At 57.4% G+C, this 15,806-nt stretch carries 14 protein-coding genes; 11 read left to right on the plus strand and 3 right to left on the minus strand.

Translation table 11 applies throughout. The features are described from left to right. The first annotated feature begins 18 nt into the window (after positions 1 to 18). Positions 19 to 1,470, plus strand: a complete 1,452-nt coding sequence (gatB, locus tag B3Y70_RS02510; protein ID WP_199452341.1) for an Asp-tRNA(Asn)/Glu-tRNA(Gln) amidotransferase subunit GatB — start codon at positions 19 to 21, stop codon at positions 1,468 to 1,470. Between the two features lie 203 nt (positions 1,471 to 1,673). Here the strand turns inward: gatB and rimO are convergent, their stop codons facing one another. Further along, the gene (gene rimO / locus B3Y70_RS02515) at positions 1,674 to 3,014 is read right to left on the minus strand and encodes a 30S ribosomal protein S12 methylthiotransferase RimO (RefSeq protein ID WP_273031385.1); all 1,341 of its coding nucleotides are present in this window, start codon (positions 3,012 to 3,014) and stop codon (positions 1,674 to 1,676) included. A gap of 309 nt (positions 3,015 to 3,323) precedes the next feature. Between rimO and B3Y70_RS02520 the strand changes: the two genes are divergently transcribed. The 4 genes from B3Y70_RS02520 (at position 3,324) to B3Y70_RS02535 (ending at position 7,630) form a co-directional block, all read left to right on the plus strand. Beyond that, the gene (locus B3Y70_RS02520) at positions 3,324 to 3,746 is read left to right on the plus strand and encodes a PilZ domain-containing protein (RefSeq protein WP_014422121.1); all 423 of its coding nucleotides are present in this window, start codon (positions 3,324 to 3,326) and stop codon (positions 3,744 to 3,746) included. 168 nt (positions 3,747 to 3,914) lie between these two features. Next, positions 3,915 to 4,829: a sulfate adenylyltransferase subunit CysD gene (gene cysD, locus B3Y70_RS02525; RefSeq protein ID WP_011786179.1), complete on the plus strand. Its 915-nt coding sequence runs from the start codon at positions 3,915 to 3,917 to the stop codon at positions 4,827 to 4,829. A 1-nt stretch (position 4,830) separates the two neighbouring features. After that, positions 4,831 to 6,489: a sulfate adenylyltransferase subunit CysN gene (gene cysN / locus B3Y70_RS02530; RefSeq protein ID WP_011786180.1), complete on the plus strand. Its 1,659-nt coding sequence runs from the start codon at positions 4,831 to 4,833 to the stop codon at positions 6,487 to 6,489. A 124-nt stretch (positions 6,490 to 6,613) separates the two neighbouring features. Continuing rightward, entirely contained in the window at positions 6,614 to 7,630 is a 1,017-nt protein-coding gene (locus B3Y70_RS02535; RefSeq protein ID WP_273031389.1) for a nucleoid-associated protein, read from the plus strand. 7 nt (positions 7,631 to 7,637) lie between these two features. Here the strand turns inward: B3Y70_RS02535 and trmH are convergent, their stop codons facing one another. Beyond that, positions 7,638 to 8,372 carry a tRNA (guanosine(18)-2'-O)-methyltransferase TrmH gene (gene trmH, locus B3Y70_RS02540; RefSeq protein WP_014422124.1) on the minus strand — a complete coding sequence of 245 codons (735 nt, stop codon included), beginning with the start codon at positions 8,370 to 8,372 and terminating at the stop codon, positions 7,638 to 7,640. A 317-nt stretch (positions 8,373 to 8,689) separates the two neighbouring features. On the opposite strand from trmH, the gene miaB reads away from it, so the two are divergent. From miaB to lnt, 5 genes are all read left to right on the plus strand, one after another. Further along, positions 8,690 to 10,036: a tRNA (N6-isopentenyl adenosine(37)-C2)-methylthiotransferase MiaB gene (gene miaB / locus B3Y70_RS02545; RefSeq protein ID WP_286895519.1), complete on the plus strand. Its 1,347-nt coding sequence runs from the start codon at positions 8,690 to 8,692 to the stop codon at positions 10,034 to 10,036. A 366-nt stretch (positions 10,037 to 10,402) separates the two neighbouring features. Beyond that, the gene (locus B3Y70_RS02550; protein ID WP_114434191.1) at positions 10,403 to 11,389 is read left to right on the plus strand and encodes a PhoH family protein; all 987 of its coding nucleotides are present in this window, start codon (positions 10,403 to 10,405) and stop codon (positions 11,387 to 11,389) included. Next, on the plus strand, positions 11,386 to 11,859 hold the full coding sequence (ybeY, locus tag B3Y70_RS02555) for an rRNA maturation RNase YbeY (RefSeq protein WP_153741150.1): 474 nt from the start codon (positions 11,386 to 11,388) through the stop codon (positions 11,857 to 11,859). Before B3Y70_RS02550 ends, ybeY begins: the two co-directional genes overlap by 4 nt. Then, a complete protein-coding gene (locus tag B3Y70_RS02560) occupies positions 11,856 to 12,701 on the plus strand; it encodes an HlyC/CorC family transporter (protein WP_011786186.1) in 846 nt (281 codons plus the stop codon). Before ybeY ends, B3Y70_RS02560 begins: the two co-directional genes overlap by 4 nt. After that, positions 12,691 to 14,235 carry an apolipoprotein N-acyltransferase gene (lnt, locus tag B3Y70_RS02565; RefSeq protein ID WP_286895516.1) on the plus strand — a complete coding sequence of 515 codons (1,545 nt, stop codon included), beginning with the start codon at positions 12,691 to 12,693 and terminating at the stop codon, positions 14,233 to 14,235. The genes B3Y70_RS02560 and lnt overlap by 11 nt, the downstream gene beginning before the upstream one ends. Positions 14,236 to 14,284: 49 nt before the next feature. Here the strand turns inward: lnt and B3Y70_RS02570 are convergent, their stop codons facing one another. Continuing rightward, positions 14,285 to 14,833 (minus strand): zinc ribbon-containing protein, encoded by a 549-nt coding sequence (locus B3Y70_RS02570; RefSeq protein ID WP_014422128.1) that lies wholly within the window; start codon positions 14,831 to 14,833, stop codon positions 14,285 to 14,287. Positions 14,834 to 14,984: 151 nt separating this feature from the next. Between B3Y70_RS02570 and B3Y70_RS02575 the strand changes: the two genes are divergently transcribed. After that, positions 14,985 to 15,806 (plus strand): class I tRNA ligase family protein (locus B3Y70_RS02575; RefSeq protein ID WP_288589129.1); only part of this gene is annotated, 822 nt, incomplete at its 3' end.

Consider the following 15,806-nt stretch of genomic DNA (forward strand, 5'->3'; position numbering starts at 1 on the left):
GGATTAGGAGACGAACACATGCAGTGGGATATCGTGATCGGGCTGGAAATTCACGTTCAGCTCGCCACCCAGACCAAGATTTTCTCCGGCTCCAGCACCGCTTACGGTGCCGAGCCCAACACCCAGGCCAACGCGGTTGACCTGGCGATGCCCGGCACCCTGCCGGTACCCAACGAGCAGGCGTTCCGCTACGCGGTGATGTTCGGCCTGGCCACCAATGCCGAAATCGGCCGGCGCTCGGTCTTCGAGCGCAAGAACTACTTCTACCCGGACCTGCCCAAGGGCTACCAGACCACCCAACTGGCCCAGCCCATCGTTGGCCCCGGCTACGTCGACATCGACCTGGCCGATGGCAGCACCAAGCGCGTGCGCATTCACCACGCCCACCTGGAAGAAGACGCCGGCAAATCCCTGCACGAGGATTATCATGGCATGACCGGCATCGACCTGAACCGCGCCGGCACGCCGCTGATTGAGGTGGTGACCGAGCCGGATATGACCAGCGCCGAGGAAGCCGTGGCTTTTGCCAAAAAGCTGCACAGCATTGTTACCTCGCTGGGTATCTGCGACGGCGATATGTCCCAGGGTTCCATGCGCTTTGACGTCAACATCTCTCTGAAGCCAAAAGGCTCCGACGCCCTGGGCACCCGCACCGAGACCAAGAACCTGAACTCGTTCCGGTTCATGGAACAGGCCATCGCCCACGAGGTGGAGCGGCAGATGGATATCCTGGAAGACGGTGGCGTGATTGTGCAGGAAACCCGCCTGTACAACGGTGACCGGGACGAGTCCCGCTCGATGCGCACCAAGGAAGAAGCCAACGACTATCGCTACTTCCCCTGCCCGGACCTGTTGCCGGTGGAAATCGACGATGCCTTCATCGAAGACGCCCGCAGCCGCCTGCCGGAACTGCCGGACGCTCGCAGGGCGCGTTTCAAGGAGCAATACGGCCTGAACGACTATGACGCTGGCATCCTGTCTGCCGACGCCAAACTGGCTGCATTCTTCGAAGAAACCGTGGAACACGGCAAAGATGCCAAGCTGGCCGCCAACTGGATTCAGGGCGAGTTCTCCGCGCGCCTGAATGCGGAGGAGAAGTCCGTCGCCGAGGCGCCGATTACCGGCGCACAACTGGGCGCCATGGTGACCCGCATCGCCGATAACACACTGTCCTCCGCCGGTGCCAAGAAGGTGTTCGAGGCGCTATGGACGGGCGAAAACAACGATGTCGATGCCATTATTGAAGCCAAGGGCCTGAAGCAGGTGTCGGATACCGGCGCCCTGGAATCCATGGTTGATGAGGTGCTGGCCGGCATGCCGGATCAGGTGGCTCAATACCAGAACGAGGAAGATCCGAAGAAGCGCAAGAAGATGCTTGGTGGCTTCATGGGGCCGCTGATGAAGGCTTCCAAGGGCCAGGGTAACCCCAAGCTGTTCAATGAGATTCTTGTTCGCAAGCTTGGCGGCTAGCATTGGCGTGGGCCATCTTGTTTTGGCCCTAGCCTTCGGATTGTGGGGAGGGGTGGGTTTGGAGCCCCTTCCCAAAAACCGCTACAAGCACATCCCTGTGCGCTTCTCTCCGGCCATCCATGGCCTCCGACATTTTTGGGAAGGGGCTCCAAACCCACCCTGCCAGACCTTTTTGCGATAGTTCGCTGACACGATGCCGACAGTCAGATCAAACGTGCCCAAAGGTCATGCTCATCGACATGCTCTACGACAGCCTGCACAATCTGACCGGGAACGAGTTCGGTTTCATCGTTCAGGTAGACCATGCCATCAATCTCTGGCGCATCGGCCTTCGAGCGACCGATCGCACCCTCTTCATCAACTTCATCAATCAACACATCAATGGTACGACCGATTTTCGCCTGAAGACGCGCCGCTGAGATTTCTGCTTGCTTGGCCATAAAGCGAGCGAGGCGTTTCTCCTTCACCTCCTCGGGGACCGCACCTTCGAGCTCGTTCGCCGGCGCCCCTTCCACCGCGCTGTAAGTGAAGGCACCCACTCGATCCAGCTGAGCCTCGTCCAGCCAGTCCAGCAGGTACTGGAAGTCTTCCTCGGTTTCCCCCGGGAAACCAACGATGAAGGTGGAGCGAATGGTCAGTTCCGGGCAGATTTCCCGCCACTTCCTGATGCGCTCCAGAGTCTTGCTGTCATGGGCCGGGCGTTTCATGGCCTTGAGCACTTTCGGGCTGGCATGCTGGAACGGGATGTCCAGGTACGGCAGGATTTTGCCTTCGGCCATCAGCGGGATGACGTCATCCACATGGGGATAGGGATAGACATAGTGCAAACGCACCCAAACCCCCATCTCACCCAGGGCTTCACACAACGCCTGCATTTTTGTCTTTAACGGGCGCCCCTGCCAGAAACCGGTACGGTATTTGATGTCTACGCCGTAGGCGGAGGTGTCCTGAGAGATCACCAGAATTTCCTTTACTCCGGCATCCACCAATCGCTTGGCTTCGTCCATGACCTCGCCAATCGGGCGACTGACAAGGTCTCCCCGCATCGAGGGAATAATGCAGAAGGTACAGCGGTGATTACAGCCTTCCGAAATCTTCAGGTAGGCATAATGGCGCGGCGTCAGCTTGACGCCCTGAGGTGGCACCAGGTCCACAAACGGGTCATGCTCTATCTTCGGGGGCACATACTGGTGGACGGCACCCACCACTTCCTCGTAGGCCTGGGGGCCGGATACTGCGAGCACGCCCGGATGGGTTTCACGGATCCGGTCGGCCTCAACCCCCATGCAACCGGTGACGATGACTTTACCATTCTCACTGATTGCCTCACCAATGGCGTCCAGGGATTCCTGCTTGGCGGCATCTATAAAACCACAGGTGTTCACCACCACAATATCGGCGTCATCGTAGGTGGGCACCACATCGTAGCCGTCCAGGCGCAACTGGGTCAGGATACGTTCAGAATCTACCAGCGCCTTCGGGCAACCAAGGCTGATAAAGCCTACTTTTCCGCTCTGGGGCGCGTTTTGCGTTTTCTCGGTCATAAAAGCCTGCAGGATGTCCGGAGCCATGCTCCCGATGAGTGTAGCGGGCAATTTTACCTCACGACCGGAAGAACTGCAGCAGTCGCACCACCTACTCCGCCACCACAAATCCGCTGACGCAGATCAACTTACCGACTAAAACTGTGACACCGTGTTCAGAATTTTGTAGTAAAAGTGCCACAATTACCGACAGGATTCTTGCTGTTCACTTTTTAAACAGCTAAACTTTCAATCGTTTATGTGTTTTTCTGGAAGGCGTTTATGGGAAAGGCAACTTCTTTTCAAACCACACATGCCAGAAGAGTGAACATGAAACCTCTTGCCGCCAAACCCAATCTGCGAAACCAGCAGCGGGTGGACGTTTCAACCGACATTACGATCGAAAAGCCGGATGGCTGCTGCCTTACCTGCCAGGTGTCCAACCTGTCCCGCTCAGGCGTGATGCTCTCCTGTGATCAGGACACCGTCAAACAGCTGGTTCCGGGCCTGAAAACACCGGCCCCCGGCCACTGGATCGAAGTCAAAACCCGTTTTTCGGTGCCCGTCATTGCAAACCAGCCGGTCACGGTGCTCGCCGACGGGAACATCGTACACATGCGTCGCATTGCCCGGGACGAGTTCCAGATTGGTATCCAGTTCTGTGAATTCGAAGGCAACGGCTTTGACTATGTCGATCGTTATGTTGCCAAACTGCTTTCGGACGCACGTAATCCCTCCAGCGAAGCTCACTGACGGAAGCCAGTGGCGACGTCGCTGGCGTTTACCCCCGCCTCCAGACACCGGCGAAGGCTATATTATTAGAACCTGAAATTCTTACAGCATTCCTTCTTATACCCTAAGCTGCTCTGATATAGTTGTTCATCTAAATTACAGCCATTACTTCGCCCTCCATGGCAACGGATGAACATGACCACATATAACCTCACCCATCTCAAACAGCTGGAAGCCGAAAGCATCCACATCATTCGGGAAGTGGCCGCCGAGTTCGACAACCCGGTCATGCTTTACTCCATCGGCAAGGATTCTGCCGTGATGCTGCATCTTGCCCTGAAAGCCTTCTACCCGGGCAAGCCACCGTTCCCGTTGCTTCACGTGGATACCACCTGGAAATTCCGGGACATGATCTCGTTCCGGGACCATGTAGCGGAGAAGTTCGGGCTCGACCTGATCGTGCACATCAATGAAGAAGGCGTGAAGCAAGGCGTCGGCCCCTTTACTCATGGCAGCGCCAAGCACACCGACATCATGAAAACCCAATCCCTGAAGCAGGCCCTGAACAAGTACAAGTTCGACGCCGCCTTCGGGGGCGCCCGCCGGGACGAAGAAAAATCACGTGCCAAGGAGCGGGTATATTCCTTCCGTGACGAACACCACCGCTGGGACCCGAAGAACCAGCGCCCGGAGCTCTGGAATATTTACAACGGCAAAGTCAACAAGGGCGAAAGCATCCGTGTCTTCCCGCTGTCCAACTGGACGGAGCTGGACATCTGGCAATACATCTACCTTGAGAACATTGACATCGTTCCCCTCTATTACGCAGCCGTGCGGCCCGTGGTAGAGCGCGATGGCACCCTGATCATGGTAGACGACGACCGCATGCCCCTGAAAGAAGGTGAAAAGCCGATGATGAAATCGGTACGCTTCCGCACCCTGGGCTGCTATCCGCTGACCGGCGCCATTGAATCCGAGGCCAACACCCTGCCCGACATCATTCAGGAAATGCTGCTGGCCACCAGCTCAGAGCGGCAAGGCCGGGTGATCGACCACGACTCAGCGGGCTCCATGGAACAGAAAAAGCGGGAAGGGTATTTCTAACATGTCACACCAGTCTGATCTGATTGCAGAAGATATTCAGGCTTACCTGAAGCAACACGAGAACAAGGAACTCCTGCGCCTGCTCACCTGCGGCAGCGTGGATGACGGCAAGAGCACGCTGATTGGCCGGCTGTTGCATGACACCAAGATGATCTATGAAGATCACATGGCCAGCCTGAAAACTGACAGCGCAAAAATGGGCACCACCGGCGAAAAACTGGACCTGGCACTGCTGGTGGACGGCCTTCAGGCCGAGCGGGAACAGGGCATTACTATTGATGTCGCTTACCGTTATTTCAGCACCGACAAACGCAAGTTCATCATTGCGGACACCCCGGGCCATGAGCAGTACACCCGCAACATGGCCACCGGCGCATCCACTGCGCAACTGGCCATCCTGATGATTGATGCCCGCCACGGCGTACTCACCCAGACCCGCCGGCATTCCTATATTGCCTCGCTACTGGGCATCCGGCACATCGTGGTCGCCGTGAACAAAATGGATCTGGTGGACTTCAGCGAAGAGCGCTTCAATGAAATCCGCGACGACTACCTGGCCTTTGCCTCACGACTGGGCCTCAAGGACATCCGTTTTGTTCCCATCTCGGCGCTGGATGGAGACAACGTCGTCAACAAGAGCGAGAACACCCCCTGGTTTACCGGCCAGCCGCTGATGGAAATTCTGGAAACGGTGGAAGTGTCCCGTGACAAGAACCTGGAGCATTTCCGCTTCCCGGTGCAGTACGTGACCCGTCCGAACCTGAACTTCCGCGGCTTCTGCGGCACCATCGCCTCTGGGGTGGTTCGCCCTGGCGATGCAGTGATGGCCCTGCCCTCACGCCGTACCAGCAAAGTAAAGGAAGTCGTGACCTTCGACGGCAACCTGGACGAAGCCTACATCGACCAGGCGGTCACCCTGACCCTCGAAGACGAGATCGACATTAGCCGTGGCGACATGCTGGTGAAGGTGGAGGACGAACCGGAAGTCCACAACCGCTTCAATGCCAACATTGTCTGGATGACCGACGCACCGCTGGAAACCGGCCGGCTGTATGACATCAAGCTGGGCCCCACCTTTACTTCCGGTACCGTGAAGAAAATCCACCATCAGACCGATGTAAACACGCTGGATCAGCAAGCCAATCCCAGCCAACTGGCCCTGAATGAAATCGGCCTGTGCGAACTGACTCTGAACCAACCGGTCGCGTTCGACGCCTATCAGCGTAACCATGCCACCGGCAGCTTCATCGTCATTGACCGCCTGACCAACGTAACCATCGGGGCGGGCATGATCGCAGGCCTGGCCGATGGCCTGGAATCCCTGGACCCGGTCACCGCCGAGGAACGCGAACGACGCCTGGCCCAGAAGCCGGCCATCATCGCCTGTAACGGCAAACATGGCCCGGAACTGGCGCTGGCCGTTGAGCGAGCTCTGTTCGATCAGGGCAAGACCGCCGTCGTGGTATCCGAAGAAAATGCGGGCGACGCAGACGAACGCCGTCGGGTAGCGCAGTTGCTGACCGCTCACGGGCTGGTAGCCATTGCCGTGAACCTGGGTTCGGACATTGCCAACGCCAGTGCCAACGCAGAGAACGAAGCTGACATTCCCGGCGCCGTCTCGACACTGGTCCAGGAACTGATTCGCAGCAAGCGAATCTGATTTCCATACCCGCCCATTGAGAACCCCGGCCCGAACGAAGACGTCGGGACCGGGGTTTCTTTCTCTGCCAACCGTGGCACAATCACGCTCCGCCAAGCCGACTGAATCTGACAGGAGCTGACCCATGGCCATCAAACACCTGCGCACCGCCTTCGCAAGCCAATACCAGCCGGGCCAACCTGCCCGCCTCGTAGCGGGCGAGGCCCTGCAGGAACCGGGCGGCGACTACGAAGCCCTGCACAAGCAGATGAAGCGCCTGTTCAACAGCAAACCCGGCAAGAAATATGGCCGCTTCTCAGACGACATCGGCGAATGCCCCTTCAGCGCCTGGCTCAAAGACTACCTGGAAGACAAACAGACCTTCGCGGCCATGACCGACCGTCTTTTCGGCCAGTGGCAGGAACTGCTGACCGGTAGCCAGGAAGAATTTGACGGCCACCTGATGATCGTACACGACGCCCTGGCCGATGCCGAAGTGGTGTACCTGTTTATCCTGGAAACCGACAGCGCCATGCGCTTCGACGGCAGCCAGAAACTGGACGCCACCGACGTACTCAGCCTGTCGCGCCTGAACCTGGCCGTGCGAATTGAACTGGACGACTGGCGCAACGCCAACGGCAGCGAAAACTACATGACCCTGATCCACGGCCGCGGCACCGGCGACCCCGGCGAACTGTTCATCCGCCTGTGCGCCTTCACCAACAGCGTGGACGTGGAAAAAGAAACCATGACCTTCCTGGACGCAGTGGAAGCGTTCGCCAAAACCAGCGAACCGGAAAAAGCTGGCGAAGTACGCGCCAAGGCCTACGAATTCTGCAAAGACCAGCACGCCCTGGGCGAGCCCGTGGAAATCGAAGCTCTATCGAATTACCTGGATGAAAGCCAGCCCCAGCGCTTCAAGGAGTTCGCCAGCCAGAACGCCGAACTACCGGAAACCGGCGTACTGCACCCGGACCACCGCAAGGTCAAAAAACTCGTGCGTATCGCTGGTTCCGGTGGAGGTATGAGCGTGTCTTTCTCGTCAGACCTGGTGAACCAGGCGGTGTACTACGACCGTGACAAAGATGCCTTGACCATCACTCGACTGCCCAAGGCTTTGCGGGATCAGTTGCAGCGGTATCTGGAGGCTCGCGAGGACTGATCCGGATTCAGTCCTCTGCCACATTCTCCGGCTGATCGTCCCACCGGGGGCGATTGGCCCTGAGCTTCCTGACCTCCTGCATCCAGCCCACCCCATCGATCAACTCCCCGGTTTCGTGATCAATGGGCGGATACGGCAGGTTACGATCGTCGCAATACCGCTTCACCGTTGGCTGACACCAACAGAACAGCAGACGATTGTACTCTTCATCCGGCATCCGCCGCTGATCAAACATGCCCGCCAGCTTCCGCTGACGCTGGGCTTCGGAAAGGATAATTGAACAGGCTGAAGACACATTCAACGATTCCACCATGCCCATCATCGGAATCACAATATGCTCATCCGCCTGCTCAGCGGTGACCGGATTCACACCATCCACTTCGTTGCCCATGATAATGGTGCACGGAACGGTGTAGTCCACCTCCCGAAAATCCACCGCCCGGTCCGATAACTGCGCCGCATACAGCTTGTGCCCCTGGGCCTTCAGCTCCGTCACCGCGTTATCCATAGTGGGATGAGTATGCGTCGTCACCCAGTGAAAGCTGCCGCCAGCAGTCTTACGAAACGCCCGAAAACCCTCCTTGGGCCAAACCACGTGCATATTGGCCAGGCCGAAGGCATCGCAGGACCGAATAATGGCCGACAGGTTTCTGGGTTTGTGCACCTGATCGGTCAGCACCCGCAGGTCGGGTTGGCGGGTATTGAGAACTTGCTTGATTCGGGCTAGGCGTTCTGGAGTCATGGTCAGGTTTCAGGTCATATTGATGACAACACAGCGCTTGGGGAAGGGCTTTGGGGGAAGCTTTCCAAAAATTTGTGGAGCCACGGATGGCGGAACACAAGCGCCACAGGGATGTGCCGAAGGAGCGCTTTTTGGAAAGCTTCCCCCGAAGCCCTTCATGCACCACAGCTAACAGGCTGCGAATAATAGCACAGCCTCAGATGAGGAATACCGAGACAACGGTGGTTGAAGATTAAGCACCCCGTTATAATACCCAGTCAATTTTTGCCAGCGCCCCACTCCACCCCGGCGCCAACACACCAGACAACGTGAGACCCATGGCCAAAAAGCTGTACATCAAAACCCACGGCTGCCAAATGAACGAGTACGACTCTGCCCGCATGGCAGACCTGCTCAAAACCGGCGAAGCGGTCGAAGTCACCGACAACGCCGATGACGCCGACATCCTGCTGCTGAACACCTGCTCCATCCGCGAAAAAGCTCAGGAGAAAGTGTTTCACCAGCTTGGCCGCTGGAAAAGTCTCAAAATCAAAAAGCCCGACCTGATCATCGGCGTCGGCGGCTGCGTCGCCAGCCAGGAAGGCCAGGCCATCATCGACCGGGCGCCCTACGTGGATATGGTATTCGGCCCGCAAACCCTGCATCGCCTGCCCGACATGATCACCGAAGTACGCACCAAGGGTAACGGCGTTGGCGTGGTCGATGTCAGCTTTCCGGAAATCGAGAAATTCGACAACCTGCCTGAGCCCGGCGCCGACGGCCCCTCTGCGTTTGTCTCCATTATGGAAGGCTGCAGCAAATACTGTACCTTCTGCGTGGTGCCCTACACCCGTGGCGAAGAAGTCAGCCGCCCGGTGGACGACGTCATCGCCGAAGTGGCCCATCTGGCCGCCCAAGGCGTGCGCGAAGTAAACCTGCTGGGCCAGAACGTCAATGCCTACCGTGGCGAAACCCACGACGGCGACCAGATGGACCTGGCAGAACTGATCGAAGTCATCGCCACCATCGACGGCATTGACCGCATCCGCTACACCACCTCTCACCCGGTGGAATTCAGCGATGCGCTGATTGAAGTCTACGAGCGGGTTCCCGAACTGGTCAGCCACCTGCACCTGCCCGTGCAGAGCGGTTCTGATCGCATCCTCGCAGCGATGAAGCGAGGCCACACGGCGCTGGAGTATAAATCCAAGCTGCGCCGCCTGCGCAAGATTCGCCCGGACATCAGCTTTTCCTCGGATTTCATCATCGGCTTCCCGGGTGAAACCGACAAGGATTTCGAGGACACCATGAAGCTGATCAACGACATCGGCTTCGACATGTCATTCAGCTTCATCTACAGCGCCCGCCCCGGCACGCCGGCGTCTGACTTGCCGGACGATACGCCGATGGAGGTGAAGAAGCAGCGGTTGAGCATTCTTCAGGATCGCCTGAATCAGAATGTAATGGATATCAGCCGGAAGATGGTGGGTTCTACTCAGCGTATTCTGGTGACTGGTTTGTCCAAGAAGGATCCGGGCGAGTATGCGGGGCGTACGGAGAACAACCGTATTGTGAATTTCCGCCACGAGAATCCTGAGGTGGTTGGTCATTTCATCGACGTAGAAATCGTCGAGGCCTACCCGAACTCTCTTCGTGGTGTGCCGGTTAGTTCCGAGTTGTTTTAGGCTTCGGCACCCATGTGCTCTTTGTGTGGCGTTGGGAGGCGAGCTGGATCAGCCTGACCTCACGGTGGCATGCTAAAGAAGACCCATCATTGCCTGGTTCACGAAGACGCTCGTTAATAAGAAAGCAAGCCCTGTAAAAACTCGTACTTGTTTTTCGTCTTGCGAACCTGCACATAGCAAGAAAGGCCGGTGCGTGGGTTCGCTTCCACAGGGTATCGTAGGCCATGGATGGCCGAAGCTAAGCGAACAGGACGTCTTGAGCGTCCCTGTGGAAGCGAACCCACGCATCGGCCATACTCCCAAAATTGGAAATGCCTACTCCAGCCATTAGCACCCAGTCTGGAGTTAAAAAAGAACGGAGCAAGATTGAACACTCACGATACCAGACAATTTGACCTGCACCCGGTGGACCAGCGCCGCCTGGCAACCTTGTGCGGACAGTTTGATGAACACCTGAAAATGATCGAACAGCGCTTGCAAGTGAAAGTCGGCCGGCGCGGGCATCATTTTCGGGTGGAAGGCAGCACTGAGAACGTAGCGGCGGCAACCGAGGTTATCCGGCATCTGTACCGGGAAACCGAGGCCAGTGATGACATACCACCCGATACCGTGCACCTGTTCATCCGCGAAACCGGCCTGGAACGGCTGCCGGATGATGTGCCTTACGATGAAGGCCAGGTCACTGTTATCAAGACACCGAAGCTGACCGCCAAACCCCGTGGCCGGAATCAGCAAAAGTATGTGCATAACATTCGCACCCACGACATCAACTTCGGCATCGGGCCCGCGGGTACCGGTAAGACGTGGTTGGCCGTGGCTTGTGCTGTCGAGGCTCTGAAAGACGAGCAGGTGAAGCGTATTCTGCTGGTTCGGCCGGCGGTGGAAGCCGGCGAGAAGCTGGGCTTTTTGCCTGGCGATCTGGCCCAGAAGGTGGACCCGTACCTGCGCCCGCTCTACGACGCACTATACGAAATGCTGGGATTCGATCAGGTCACCCGCCTGATCGAGAAAAGCGTAATCGAGATTGCCCCCCTGGCATTCATGCGCGGCCGCACCCTGAACAACTCGTTTATTATTCTGGACGAAAGCCAGAACACCACCCGGGAGCAGATGAAGATGTTCCTGACCCGGATAGGCTTTGGCTCTACCGCGGTCATTACCGGCGATACCACCCAGGTGGACCTGCCCCGCGGACAGAATTCCGGGCTGATTCATGCCGCCAGCGTGTTGAGCAAGGTCCCGGGCATTGGCTTTACCCGTTTCAACGCCAAGGATGTGGTGCGTCATCCCCTGGTTCAACGCATTGTTGAAGCCTACGATTCTTTCGACGACGGGAGTGCCACAGGCCAATGAGCAAGGTAACTGTGGACCTTCAGATGGCGTTTGACGGCACGGGCGTACCCAGCGAGGCGTTGTTTGAAGCCTGGGCAGAGGCGGCGTGGCAGGATGAGAATCCAACCGAAGTAACCATCCGTATTGTCGATAACGACGAGAGCCGTGAGCTGAATAACCAATACCGGGACAAGGACAAGCCTACCAATGTTTTGTCCTTCCCATTTGAAGCACCAGCGGGTATAACGGTGCCATTGGCCGGAGATCTCGTGATTTGCGCGCCAGTTGTTGAACAGGAAGCGCGGGAGCAGAGCAAAGACGCTGTCGCCCACTGGGCCCATATGGTGGTGCACGGTATGTTGCATCTCCAGGGCTACGATCATATTGAAGATAATGAAGCCGAGGTCATGGAAGCCCTCGAGATCCGGCTGCTCGCGCAGCTCGGATTTGCTAACCCTTACGAAGCAGAGGAAACGGAACCAGACTCATGAGCGACGATCAGTCGAGTCGCAGTCAGGGCAACAAGTCCTGGCTGGAGCGTATATCACAGGCCTTTTCCAGCGGGCCTGAGTCCGTCGAGGACGTGCTGGAAATCCTGCGGGATGCTGAATCCCAGAGCATTATTGATGCTGACTCCATGAGCATCATTGAAGGCGCCATGCAAGTGATCGACATGCGGGTGGACGAGATCATGATCCCCCGATCCCAGATGATCACCGTAAAGGCATCTCAGGAACCCAAAGAGTTCCTGCCCGAGATTATGTCTTCCGCCCATAGCCGCTTTCCGGTCATCGGCGAGAGCCAGGATGACGTCATCGGGGTACTGCTGGCGAAAGACCTGCTTCCTCTTGCCCTCAACAACGATCTGAACTGGAACCGCATCCGCGAAATCCTGCGGCCGCCCACCTTTGTTCCCGAAAGCAAGCGTTTGAACCAGCTGCTCAAGGAGTTCAAGGAAAATCGTAATCACATGGCGATTGTGGTGGATGAGTACGGCGGAACCGCTGGCCTTATCACCATCGAAGACGTGCTGGAACAGATCGTCGGTGAAATCGAAGACGAACATGACTTCGATGAGGAGACCCATATCAAGGCCCGGGGCGACGGGACCTTTGCGGTGAAGGCCGTGACGCCCATCGATGATTTCAACGAATTCTTCGAGACAGACATGGATGAAGAAGAGTTCGATACCATTGGCGGCCTGGTACTGAAAGAATTTGGACACCTGCCCAGACGGGGCGAAACGGTTGAATTCGGCGGCTTGCAGTTTACTATTGCCAACGCCGATAACCGAGTCATCCGTCTGTTGCAGGTAACCCGCAGTGAGTCATGATCCACAGCACCCGCCACTGAAACTCCCGTTCACCACCCGAAAATGGCTGGGCGCCGCAATCCTTGTGATTGCCGGCGCTCTGCAAACACTGACCTTCTCGCCATTCTATCTGTGGTGGCTGGGGCCCCTGTCGGTATTTCTGATCCTGCTGGTCACCGTCCATCAGGCGCCGGACAAGCTGTTCCGCTCCGGCTGGCTGGCCGGGCTTGGTCTGTTCGCCTCCGGTGCCAGCTGGATTTACGTCAGCATCAGCGAGCACGGCAATACTTCGGTACCTCTGGCCATTGTACTCATGGTCCTGTTTATTGCCGGGCTGGCCCTGTTCCATGGGCTGGCGTTCTGGTTCTGGGGCAAACTCGCCAAAGACAGCGCACCACGCCGACTCTTGCTGTTCCCTGCCATCTGGATTCTGGGTGACTGGCTGCGCGGCTGGCTGCTGACCGGTTTTCCATGGCTTTATCTGGGCACCGCCCACACCGACGGCCCCCTGGCCGGGCTGGCGCCGCTGACTGGCGTGCATGGCATTACCTTCTGGATCACCGTTACCGCAGTGGCTGCTTACGGCGCCTGGTGGCTGTTCAAACTTGAAAGGAAGGTCACTGCTGGCGCCGTTCTGGTAGCAGCTCTGCTGCCCTGGCTGATCGCCCCGGCCATGAACAAAGCTGACTGGACCGAGCTCAGCGAAGAGCCCGTCAGCTTTGCGGCGATGCAGGGCAACATACCGCAACAGATCAAGTGGGATCCTGATTTCCTGCGCGATCAGATTGTGGCTTATTTGGGCATGACTGAAGCGCACTGGCAAACCGACCTGATCCTCTGGCCAGAAACAGCCATCCCCATTCCGCAGGACCAGGCTGGCAAGGTCATTGATCATATCCGGGAACAGTTAGGAGAAAACAGCACGCTGATCACCGGCATCCCCTGGTATGGCTACAGCGGCCAGATTGAAGACTACACCTTCCACAACAGCATTATGGCCATCGGCAATGGCGACGGCATGTACCACAAACAGAAGCTGGTGCCCTTTGGCGAATATGTGCCACTTCAAGGTCTGCTGCGGGGGCTGATCGGTTTCTTTGACCTGCCCATGAGTAGCTTCACGCCTGGGCCAGAGCAGCAAGCGCCGCTGGTCGCCAATGGCATGAAAATCACCCCTTACATCTGCTATGAAGTGGCCTACCCCGATTTCGTAGCGTTTAATGCCCGCAACACCGATCTGCTGCTGACGATCAGTAACGACGGCTGGTTCGGTGATTCCATCGGGCCGCTGCAACATCTGCAGCTTGCCCGCATGAGAGCCCTGGAGACCGGCCGCTACATGCTGCGGGGCACCAACAACGGCGTCACTGCAATCATCAATCACAAGGGCGAGATTACCGAGCGCATCCCACAGTTCGAGCGCGCGGTACTGACCGGTGAGGTATTTACGGCAACCGGGAGCACACCCTACATGCGAACAGGATCCTGGCCGGTGCTGACGCTGGCGATCATCCTGATTGTGTTCATCCGAGAACGGGTGATTCCGAAAAACTGAGCGCCTTGAGCCTGCTGCTCAAATGGCTTGCAGGCTCAAGGCGATGGCTTCAGCTTTCTTTCGGTGGCCAGCGGCTGGTTACCCGCTCAAAGTAATGGGAGCCGCAGGCCTCGCAGGGATGCAGGTGGCTGGTCTTGGTCAGACAAAGCATGTGGCTGCAGTTCATGCACCGGAACATACCCGCCGTGGCCACTTCACCGGAGATATAGTGACTGACGTCCTGATTCTCCAGCTTCTGCTTCAGTTCCAGAGTATCAACCAGGGTCTGATCGGCCACCGAGAGAAGCCGGTCTGCCAGGGTGTGTTCCAGTAATGCGATATCCAGTTGCAGCCATTCTCCCAGGCCTTCCCCGGTCTCCTCCACGAAATGCAACAGGTGCTCCAGATCCCGCTGAAGATACGCCCCGAGCAGATCCGCTTCTTCCCGGGTCATTTCCTCGATCTCGTATTCCACTTCTATCGCTTTCTGAACTTCTTCCTCCAGCGTCTGCAACGACGTTTCCTGTAGCTCATGCAGGCGTGTCTGTACCCGCTCAAGCATTCGGTCGTAAACCTCAAGGGCTTTTCCGGAGAGGTGACTGCGTTCTGGCTCGCTCATTTGGGCTCCTTATCTGCACCTTTCACCATACTCTCAGTCTGGCACAAACCCGCAGAATTGGCAGACTACCTGTTAAGCCGCGTGTGCGTTAGAATGTTCGGCCTTTTCTCGAACATCCTTTTCACACAGGGTACTTTTGGCAATGGCAGGAATGGACGAACAATACAACCCACGTGAAGTAGAACAGACCGCCCGCACTTTCTGGGAAACCAACGAGACCTTCAAGGTCAAGGAAGAGCCGGGCAAGCCCAAGTACTACTGCCTGTCCATGTTCCCCTACCCCAGCGGCAAGCTGCATATGGGCCACGTCCGCAACTACACCATCGGTGACGTGATTTCCCGCTACCAGCGTATGCAGGGCAAGAATGTAATGCAGCCCATGGGTTGGGACGCTTTCGGCCTGCCTGCCGAAAATGCCGCGATTGCCAACAAGTCTGCACCGGCCAAGTGGACCCGCTCCAACATTGATTACATGAAGAACCAGCTCAAGCAGCTGGGGTTTGGCTACGACTGGAGCCGCGAACTGGCCACCTGCGACCCGGAATACTATCGCTGGGAACAGTGGTTCTTCGCCCGCCTCTACGAGAAAGGCCTGGTGTACAAGAAAATGTCCACCGTGAACTGGGACCCGGTTGACCAGACCGTACTGGCCAACGAGCAGGTGGTTGACGGTCGGGGCTGGCGCTCCGGTGCGCTGGTCGAACAGAAAAAGATTCCGCAGTGGTTCATTCGCATTACCGACTACGCAGAAGAATTGCTGAACGACCTGGAAGACATGGAGGGCTGGCCCGAGCAGGTCAAGACCATGCAGCGCAACTGGATCGGCAAATCGGTAGGGACCGAGCTGACCTTCCCGCTGAAAGAGCAGGAAGGCGGCCTGACGGTTTACACCACCCGCCCGGACACGCTGATGGGCGTCAGCTACATGGCAGTCGCCGCTGAGCACCCCCTGGCCAAGGCGGCGGCCGAGCGC

Source organism: Marinobacter sp. UBA5687 (assembly GCF_002420325.1).
Lineage (GTDB): Bacteria > Pseudomonadota > Gammaproteobacteria > Pseudomonadales > Oleiphilaceae > Marinobacter > Marinobacter nauticus.

What these genes read in the sequence shown, in the direction of transcription:
- cysN (WP_011786180.1), top strand. Translation starts at nt 4,831, where the DNA reads ATGTCACACCAGTCTGATCTGATTGCAGAAGATATTCAGGCTTACCTG.
- cysD (WP_011786179.1), top strand. Translation starts at nt 3,915, where the DNA reads ATGAACATGACCACATATAACCTCACCCATCTCAAACAGCTGGAAGCC.
- miaB (WP_286895519.1), top strand. Translation starts at nt 8,690, where the DNA reads ATGGCCAAAAAGCTGTACATCAAAACCCACGGCTGCCAAATGAACGAG.
- B3Y70_RS02570 (WP_014422128.1), bottom strand. Translation starts at nt 14,833, where the DNA reads ATGAGCGAGCCAGAACGCAGTCACCTCTCCGGAAAAGCCCTTGAGGTT.
- B3Y70_RS02520 (WP_014422121.1), top strand. Translation starts at nt 3,324, where the DNA reads ATGAAACCTCTTGCCGCCAAACCCAATCTGCGAAACCAGCAGCGGGTG.
- trmH (WP_014422124.1), bottom strand. Translation starts at nt 8,372, where the DNA reads ATGACTCCAGAACGCCTAGCCCGAATCAAGCAAGTTCTCAATACCCGC.
- gatB (WP_199452341.1), top strand. Translation starts at nt 19, where the DNA reads ATGCAGTGGGATATCGTGATCGGGCTGGAAATTCACGTTCAGCTCGCC.
- B3Y70_RS02560 (WP_011786186.1), top strand. Translation starts at nt 11,856, where the DNA reads ATGAGCGACGATCAGTCGAGTCGCAGTCAGGGCAACAAGTCCTGGCTG.
- ybeY (WP_153741150.1), top strand. Translation starts at nt 11,386, where the DNA reads ATGAGCAAGGTAACTGTGGACCTTCAGATGGCGTTTGACGGCACGGGC.
- B3Y70_RS02535 (WP_273031389.1), top strand. Translation starts at nt 6,614, where the DNA reads ATGGCCATCAAACACCTGCGCACCGCCTTCGCAAGCCAATACCAGCCG.
- rimO (WP_273031385.1), bottom strand. Translation starts at nt 3,014, where the DNA reads ATGACCGAGAAAACGCAAAACGCGCCCCAGAGCGGAAAAGTAGGCTTT.